The sequence below is a fragment of the Candidatus Methylomirabilota bacterium genome (genome assembly GCA_028870115.1).
Taxonomy (GTDB): Bacteria; Methylomirabilota; Methylomirabilia; order Methylomirabilales; family Methylomirabilaceae; genus Methylomirabilis.
On record JAGWQH010000089.1, the window covers coordinates 1 to 8,807 of the forward strand.

At 58.0% G+C, this 8,807-nt stretch carries 6 protein-coding genes; 5 read left to right on the top strand and 1 reads right to left on the bottom strand.

Annotated elements, in window-relative coordinates; genetic code table 11:
- Positions 1-783: 783 nt before the first annotated feature.
- The 5 genes from KGL31_10040 (at position 784) to KGL31_10060 (ending at position 4,457) form a co-directional block, all read left to right on the top strand.
- Complete coding sequence (locus tag KGL31_10040; protein ID MDE2322238.1) at positions 784-1,740, top strand: hypothetical protein; 957 nt, start codon at positions 784-786, stop codon at positions 1,738-1,740.
- Positions 1,741-1,795: 55 nt separating this feature from the next.
- Positions 1,796-2,119 (top strand): copper resistance protein CopC, encoded by a 324-nt coding sequence (locus tag KGL31_10045; GenBank protein ID MDE2322239.1) that lies wholly within the window; start codon positions 1,796-1,798, stop codon positions 2,117-2,119.
- The gene (locus tag KGL31_10050; protein ID MDE2322240.1) at positions 2,116-3,312 is read left to right on the top strand and encodes a CopD family protein; all 1,197 of its coding nucleotides are present in this window, start codon (positions 2,116-2,118) and stop codon (positions 3,310-3,312) included. Before KGL31_10045 ends, KGL31_10050 begins: the two co-directional genes overlap by 4 nt.
- A 223-nt stretch (positions 3,313-3,535) precedes the next feature.
- Positions 3,536-3,922, top strand: coding sequence for a hypothetical protein (locus tag KGL31_10055; protein MDE2322241.1), 387 nt, complete (start codon positions 3,536-3,538; stop codon positions 3,920-3,922).
- A gap of 220 nt (positions 3,923-4,142) precedes the next feature.
- Entirely contained in the window at positions 4,143-4,457 is a 315-nt protein-coding gene (locus KGL31_10060; GenBank protein ID MDE2322242.1) for a metal-binding protein SmbP, read from the top strand.
- Between the two features lie 200 nt (positions 4,458-4,657).
- Here the strand turns inward: KGL31_10060 and metH are convergent, their stop codons facing one another.
- On the bottom strand, positions 4,658-8,356 hold the full coding sequence (gene metH / locus KGL31_10065; protein MDE2322243.1) for a methionine synthase: 3,699 nt from the start codon (positions 8,354-8,356) through the stop codon (positions 4,658-4,660).
- Positions 8,357-8,807 lie beyond the last annotated feature (451 nt).

The window sequence follows — 8,807 nt, forward strand, 5'->3', positions numbered from 1 at the left end:
AAGGGAATTGGAGAGAAACTGTAACTGTCTTGCACGGGGGGAATCTCTGTTCTCTTCGTTTCGCTTTTCACTTGACAGCAGTAATCGGGCTTCGATAGCCTAAAGATGCTATAGATGCATGCCACAGTTGATTAGCAAAGCCGTGTCGCCCATTCGCTAATGCAAAGATTACATCAAAGGTCCTTGATTCGCCTGCGCCTCAGATCTTTTGCGGCTGCGTCTTTTGGCTTTTACCTGCTCCTCAACGCCTTCCTCACCCACTGCCTCATCCAGCCCCACAATGCGCACTCACAAGGTCAGGTCAAGAGTAATCTCTCCTCGATCTGTATGTGGGTTCATAAAACCGTTTCGCCTCATGCGCCATCAACCGGATTGATTCTGTCTGTAGTTGCGGCGACTCTCTTCATCCCGATACCGCTCCTGCCGCGCTCTTCCCAATTCCAGATCATCAAACTTACTGGTCGATCCCCGCCCCTGTTTTCTCTCGCGTGACTCGCCTCAATCGACGTTTCTGACGCTTAGCGAACCTGCTTCCGGCGGGAATGTTATACGTTACGTCGTAAGTCACAATAATGGACGCCATTCCCCGCGAAGCTTGTCCCGGCACGTTTTAAGCCAGGAGCGGGAATCCAGCCGGAGAGATGCTGGGTTCCCCCGTATCAAGTACGGGGCAGGCTTGTCAAGCTCGGAATGACGAACCGTTTGGGACTTATGCCGTCATGCAGCGTCACACGTATTCAGTTTTTCTCTATCAGCGCGAGATTCGCGTTCGGGAGGAGGATCATGCACCGAGCGACCAGTTGGCGTAGTGTGTGTTCGTTGGTGTTGGGCATTGCCGTTGTGGTGGCGTTACCCACCGCCGGTTGGGCCCACGGCGTGGTGGGCAAGCGGTGGTTCCCCTCTACGATCGTTGTCGAGGACTCGTTCGTCTCTGACGAGGCCGCCATTACGGCTGGCCACCGCAGAGAGCCGGAGGCGCTCACAACTGATTTCGACGCAGAGATCTCAAAACGATTGAGCCCGGACTTGGCGATCACGCTCGGCGGCTCGTATCACATCATTAGGCCTCGTGGCGACGCTGTGGAAGAAGAGGGTGCCACCTCTGGCTTCGATAATCCGGAGTTCGGCCTGCGCTATCAGTTCATTCGGAATGCTCTTCATGAGGTGGCAGCCACCGCTGCTCTGCGTGTTTCGCCAGGCGGCGTCGGGCAGAGGCGAGTCGGCAGACTCTCTGGAACAACCGTCAGCCCGGCCCTTCAGATCGGCAAAGGGTTCGGCGATCTCCCGGACTGGGCCGACTGGTTTAAGCCCATTGCAGTCACTACGTCGGTCGGCTTCGACCTGCGCGCCAACCGCAATGAAAGGGAAGAAGACGCCCAGCATGCCTTCACCTGGGGAGTTGCCGTGATGTACAGCATCCCATATCTGCAGTCATTCGTAAGAGACGTGGGGATTCCCTGGCCGTTCAACCGCCTGTTCCCCGTCGTGGAGTTCAATGGGGAAACCCTGATCAGCGGGCCGGACAAAGGCAAGCACACCGCCTTTGCCAACCCCGGGCTAGTCTGGGCCGGGAAGTACTTCGAGCTTGCAGCCTCGGCTCAAATACCCCTCAACGATACAGTCGGACGCCATACGGGAGCCCTAGTGATGCTCCACGTCTTCCTCGACGATATCGCTCCTGACATTTTTACCTGGACACCGTTCCATGGCGTCTTGGGCCCTCAAACGCTGCCACGATAACCGGGTGCCGGGGCGCAGGAGCAGCCCTACTGCTCTCGCAGTAGGGCTGCTCCTGATGGCCACATCGGCCTGGGGCCATTCCTTCCCCGATCACGCAGAGCCGCGAGTCGGGTGGACGGTAAACAAGCCGCCCGCTCAGGTCAGGATCTGGTTCGACGTGCCCATTGAGCCGTTCTTCAGCACCATCAAGGTGGTCGATGCGAACGGGCAGCAGGTGGATAAACAGGACGGACGCGTGAATCCAACAGACCGTACGGTCCTGGAGGTGAGTCTCCCGTCTCTTCCACCCGGAAAATATCGGGTGTTCTGGAACGTGATCTCCATCGACACGCACCGTACCGAGGGCGACTATCCCTTCACCATCTCGTCGAGCCCATGACCAACCTGCAGACCCTCCTGCCGATCATCATCCGCTACCTGGAGTTTGTAAGCCTCACAATGTTGGTCGGTAGCTTCGCCTTTGTGTGCCTGATTCTTCCACCAGGCCTGTTATCACGTGAGGTGTACCAAAACCTTGAGCGACTGCTTCGCCGGGTTCAGGCAGGCTCGATCCTGATCGTGGCGCTCACGAGCGTTGCCGATCTGATCCTCAGAACCCTGACGATGAGCGGCGGGACCATGGCCACATTGGGCATCGCGCTTCCGATGGTCCTTCGGCACACCCATTTCGGGACGGTGTGGATCGCCAGGATCCTCCTGCTGGGGCTGCTGGGTGTGGCCTGGTGGCTCCGGCTGCAGGGGGCGGCCACGCCCTCCCGGTTTGCCTGGATCGCCGAGATCCCCCGCGTGGGGCTATCGAGCATGACGTGGTGGCTCCGTCTACTAGGGGCGACGGCCAGCCCGCAGTTCGCGTGGGGCTCCTTCTTTGGCGCCTGCTTCGTGGCCCTCACCACAACCCTCTCAGGCCACTCGGCTGCCTGGGGTGATGTGACAGTTCCGGTACTGGTCGACTGGTTCCACCTCATCGCTATCTCGATCTGGATGGGCGGGCTGTTCACCTTCGGGTTCGTGCTCAAGCGTTCCCTGGCAACGCCAGGCATGGAGGAGATGGTGCGCGCGCTCTCATCAATCGCCAGGCTTTTCTCCAGGATAGCAGCCGCCTGTGTGGCGGTCTTTTTGCTGACAGGGCTTTACAGCGCATGGTTGCAGGTGGGCTCCTTTTCGGCTCTCATCGACGCTGCATACGGCTGGACTCTCCTGATCAAGCTCGGGCTCGTGGGCGGCGCCTTGATGATCGCGGCGATCAACCGGTTCTACTTTCTCACCCGGTTGGCACCGCGCGTGACCACGCACGGCCAACCGGTCTTCAGGACGAGCCGGCGCGTAAGCGGTAGTTTAGAAGTAGCCAACGAGACTGGAGACGACCGGCGGATTCGATACCGGTTCTCTCGGTTTGTTCGATTGGAGTGGATCATAGTGATGGTCACGCTGGCCTGTTCTGCCCTACTCACCCAACTGATGCCGGCCCGCCATGTGCGTCACCTCGAACATCTCAAAGCCTCTGAGCATCATAGCGGCCAGCCGCCGGCGCACGACATGCCAATGGCAATGCCGCCATCAACGCACAGGTAGGCGGTGTCGACAGTAGACTGGCCTGGCCAGACACCGCAGTAGCCCTGAGAGCAGTTATAGGACCAGCGGAGCGTTTTTCCTGGACAGGGTGGAATAAGCTTGTTACACTTCGCCGCAGGCTGTACTGATCAGAGATCTTCCATCCAAAGCCAGTAAGATTGGCGAAAGCTGCAATACCAATGCGCGGGAACTGAGGTCAACCTATCACAAGGAGGAAGGCAAGATGAGGCGAAAATTTGCAGTAGCGGTCCTGGCCCTTGGGATAATCACCTTCGTCGGCACGGGCGTATTCTGGGCTGAAAGGAGCGCTCTGGCTCAGGTGAGGAGCCGCGAAACCTTTAAACAGGGGAGCCATCTGGCCCAGGCGATCGAGCATATTGAGGCGGCCATCAAGGAGCAAGGCAAACCGAAGTATGAAGCGAGCTTGGACGTACACCTTACAGAGGCCCGGCAGCATGCTGAAGCCTCGAAGCAGGAGAAGGCTAATCCTCATTTGGACGCGGCCCTCAAGGAACTGAACGCAGCAATTGTAGATGTCGAAGCGAAGCACGCCGATATGGCTGTTGAAGCCGCTAAAAGGGCGCTCGAGCACCTCAAAGCCGTGAAGTAAGAACGTCCCTTTACTCCATCACGAGAAAAGCGAATGGGCAGGAAGGTTGCCTTCCTGCCCATTGCCTTTAACACTTGAAAAATCTCCATGGTAGAGTTACCCCACTTCTGCGATATGGCTGTTTCAGGAGCGTTGAGAGAAGGATCAAGCGCGTCAAGAGGCACAGTGAGCAACCTATCACGAGGAGGAAGGCAAGATGAGGCGAAAGCTTGCAGCGGTGATGTTGTTTGTGGGTGCGTTAACCTTTGTCGGTAGTGGCGTCTCCTGGGCTGAAAAGTCCCATCTTGACGAGGCGCGCGATCATACCCAGGCGGCCGTCGAGCACGGTAAGGCTGGGCACGCTAATGTGGTGGTGGAGCATGCGACGGTAGCCTTGCAGCATGCCGAAGCAGCCCAGAAGGCAAAAGCCAACGATCATACGGCTGCAGCCATCAAGGGGTTGAAGGAGACCGTCGAGCACGGTAAGGCGGGACACGCCGATGTCGCCGGCAAGGCCGCTGCAGGAGCGCTCGAGCACCTCAAAGCCGTGAAGTAAGAACGTCCCTTTACTCCATCACGAGAAAAGCGAATGGGCAGGAAGGTTGCCTTCCTGCCCATCATCTTTTCACAGCATCCGTCATTGCGAAGAAGCGAAGCGACTGAAGCAATCTCTCAGTAGCAATACGATAAGATTGCCGCGCTCCCAACGATCGCTCGCAATGGCGCGCTCAAAGGAATAGCGTGTAGCGCTAGTCACTACAGGTTAGCGCCGGTGGCATCCGGATCATAATTCAGATTGGGCGCAAGCCATCGCTCTACCGTTTGCACGTCCATCCGCTTGCGCCTGGCATAGTCCAACACCTGGTCCCGTCCAACCTTTCCAACCGCAAAATAGGTTGCCTCCGGATGGGCAAAATAGAGCCCGCTCACCGAGCTGGCCGGAACCATCATGCAGTTTTCGGTGAGTCGAATGCCGGCGTTGCGCTCCGCCTGCAGCAGATCGAAGAGCGTGCGTTTCTCGGAGTGATCCGGACAGGCCGGATAGCCTGGAGCGGGGCGGATCCCGCGATATCGCTCTCGGATCAGATCCTCATTGGTAAGCTGTTCCCCGACGCCATACCCCCACTCGGCTCGAACCCGCCGGTGCAGACACTCCGCAAAGGCCTCCGCCAAGCGATCGGCTAACGCCTTGGCCAAGATAGAGGTGTAGTCGTCATGAGAGGCTTCATATCGCTTGCAGAAGGCATCGAGGCCATAGCCGGTCGTCACAGCAAACGCCCCGAGATAGTCCGGACGTCGCGTTGATTGAGGCGCGATAAAATCGGCCAGCGCCAGATTACTATGCCCTTCACCCTTATCCAGTTGCTGGCGGAGCATACAAAAGGTCGCCAACACCTCCGACCGCGAATCGTCCGTATAGAGTTCGATATCGTCGTTCACACTGTTGGCCGGGAAGAATCCATAGACCGCTCTGGCGATGAGCCGGCGCTCACTGACGATCTGCTCCAGCAGATGTTGACCGTCATCGAACAGCTCCTTGGCTTTGGGATCCTGCAAGATCTCAGGGTACCGACCTCGTATCTCCCACGCGTGAAAGAACGGGGTCCAATCAATATACGGTACGATCCGGTCGAGCGGAAACTCGTCCAGCACGCGAATGCCGGTGAAGGACGGAGTAGGGATGTCCGCCATATCCCAATCAAGCAAGAGCTTTCGATTACGCGCCTGGATAAGCATGAGCAGCGGTCTCGGATCACGGTCCTCATGCGCTTGCCTCACCCGCTCCTGATCCAGTCGATTACTTTCAATAAACATTGCTCGCTGTTCCTGACTTGAGAGATTCCCCACGACCCCCACAGCCCGGGAGGCATCCGCAACGTGGACCACCGGCTGGTCATAGAGCGGAGCGATTCTTACGGCCGTGTGGATTCGGCTGGTGGTCGCGCCGCCGATAAGGAGCGGGATCTGCAGCCCTTCCCGCTTCATCTCCCGCGCCACGTGCATCATTTCATTGAGCGATGGCGTAATCAGCCCGCTTAGACCGATCATATCTACCTGCTGTTCCCGGGCGGTCTTGAGGATGGTGTCGCACGGCGTCATGACCCCCAGGTCGATGATCTCATAGTCGTTACATCCGAGCACGACGCCGACAATATTCTTACCGATGTCGTGCACATCTCCCTTCACGGTCGCCAGAAGGACTTTCCGCTGCGTGCGCCTTCGGTCGGATGTCAGACGCTCGGCTTCAATAAAGGGGAGGAGATAGGCCACCCCCTTCTTCATGACACGCGCAGTCTTGACCACCTGCGGCAGGAACATCTTTCCGGAGCCGAACAGCTCGCCGACCAGGTTCATACCTGCCATGAGCGGACCCTCAATGACTTCAAGCGGTCTCTCGTATTGTTGGCGGGCTTCTTCGACATCCGATTCGATATAGTCGACGATCCCCTTCACCAACGCATGCGTCAGCCGCTCCTCGACCGTTCCCTGTCGCCAGGCTTCATCTTTCACGGCTGTTCGCCCCTGCGCTTTCACACTCTTTGCAAACTCCACCAGCCGATCGGTCGCATCGGGACGGCGGTCCAGCAGCACATCCTCAACCAGCTCCAGCAGCTCCTTAGGAATCTCCTCATAGATTGTCAGTTGCCCCGCGTTGACGATCCCCATATCCAGGCCGGCCCGGATGGCATGGTACAGGAACGCTGAGTGCATCGCCTCACGAACGGAATTGTTTCCGCGAAACGAGAACGACACGTTGCTGACGCCGCCGCTGACCTTGCAGTGAGGCAGGTTGGCTTTGATCCAGCGGGTCGCCTCGATAAAGTCAACCGCATAGCGGTTATGCTCCTCAAGCCCGGTCGCCACCGTCAGAATGTTCGGATCGAAGATGATGTCCTGCGGCGGCACCCCGATCGTCTCGGTCAGGATCCGGTAGGCGCGGGCGCAGATCTCGATCTTGCGCGTCAGTGTGTCGGCTTGACCCCGTTCATCAAACGCCATAACCACGACGGCCGCCCCATACCGTTTGATGAGCCTGGCGCGCCGGATAAATGTCTCTTCCCCCTCTTTGAGGCTGATTGAGTTCACCACCGGCTTACCCTGGATACACTTCAAGCCCGCCTCAATCACTGACCAGTCGGAGCTGTCGATCATGACGGGCACCCGAGCGATGTCGGGCTCGCAGGCAACCAGGTTCAGGAACTTGACCATCGCCGCTTTCGCGTCAAGCATAGCCTCGTCCATATTGACATCGATGAGCTGAGCGCCGCCCTCGACCTGCTGCCGGGCAATGGAGACGGCCGCCTCGTACTCGTCGCTCCGAATGAGCTTGGCAAACGCCGCAGAGCCGGCGATATTCGTCCGCTCCCCGATATTGACAAAACCGACCTCGGGGCGGATCGTCAACGGCTCCAGACCGCTTAATCGGGTGTGCGGCTGAGGGTGAGGGGGAACGCGCGGCTGAAACTCCTGCACTGCCGCCGCAATCGCCGCAATATGAGCCGGGGTGCTACCGCAACAGCCGCCGACGATATTCAGCCAGCCGCTCTTCGCAAAGTCGCTGAGATCGGCAGCCATGATCGCCGGTGTTTCATCAAAACCTCCGAACGCGTTGGGCAGGCCGGCGTTGGGATAACAACTGAGCAACACCGGAGCAATCTGAGCAAGCTCCTCGATGTACGGGCGCATCTGCTTCGCCCCGAACGCGCAGTTGATCCCTACGCTGAACAAGGGCATATGGGCAATAGAATTCCAGAAGGCTTCTACCGTTTGTCCGGACAGTGTGCGCCCGCTGCGATCCGCAATGGTTACCGAGACCATGATCGGCACGCGCCGGCCGCTCTCCTCGAAATACTGATCGATGGCAAACAGCGCAGCCTTACAGTTCAGCGTATCGAAGACCGTCTCGACCAACAGCAGATCGACTCCGCCGTCCAGCAGCCCGCGGACCTGCTCCGTATAGGACGCGACTAACTGATCAAAGGTCACAGCGCGAAAGGCAGGGTTATGGATATCGGACGGCATCGAGGCCGTGCGATTCGTCGGACCGATCGACCCGGCCACGAAACGCGGATGGCTCGGATCGTTATCTATCGCTCCCTCGACGGCGTTACGAGCGGCTTTTGCGCCGGACAGGTTCAGGTCATAGGCCAGCGACTGAAGCTGATAATCCGCCATCGAGATCGACGTGGAATTGAACGTGTTGGTCTCGATGATATCGGCTCCGGCGTCCAGATACTGGCGATGAATTGCCTCAACAATGGCCGGCTGCGTAATGGACAGCAGGTCGTTGCACCCCTTGAGGTCGCACGGGTGGTCGGCGAAGGCCAGACCCCGAAAGTCGGCTTCCGTAAGGTTGTGCGTTTGAATCATCGTGCCCATCGCGCCGTCAAGGAGAACGATACGACGCCGCAACACCTGCTCAAGTTCTGTCACCCGATCTGATATTTCACTCATTTGCATCCCATACCTGACATCCGATCTGCTTACCCCTGCCTATCCCGCCCACAACGGCCACCCGCGCCCGTATGACTGACTGTGCTCACTATACTGAATTCTTCGAGTCCTCGCAAGGCAAGCCCTTTGGCACCTCATAGTCAGTCGCGTGAATAGCTCGAAAGCGTTAGAGCCCTGTATTTTCGTCTGTACGAAGCTAAAATGTGCAGCTCTGCGATCTAGCTCGATCAAAATGGAACGACACCGGTGTTACCGGAGACGCTGGAGACGATGATACCGTCCTTCACTCCAGAACGACCCAGAGAGAGGAGAATTATCCCAAACATTGCAGTTAAAAAAGCATCGTTTTGTCCGTGACCCTTTGGTATCGTGGGGTTCGCTCACCAACCACGTACACAATGGAGGGACAAAACGATGCAGGCACAGGTTACCCCGTTGGATGGCTCCAAAG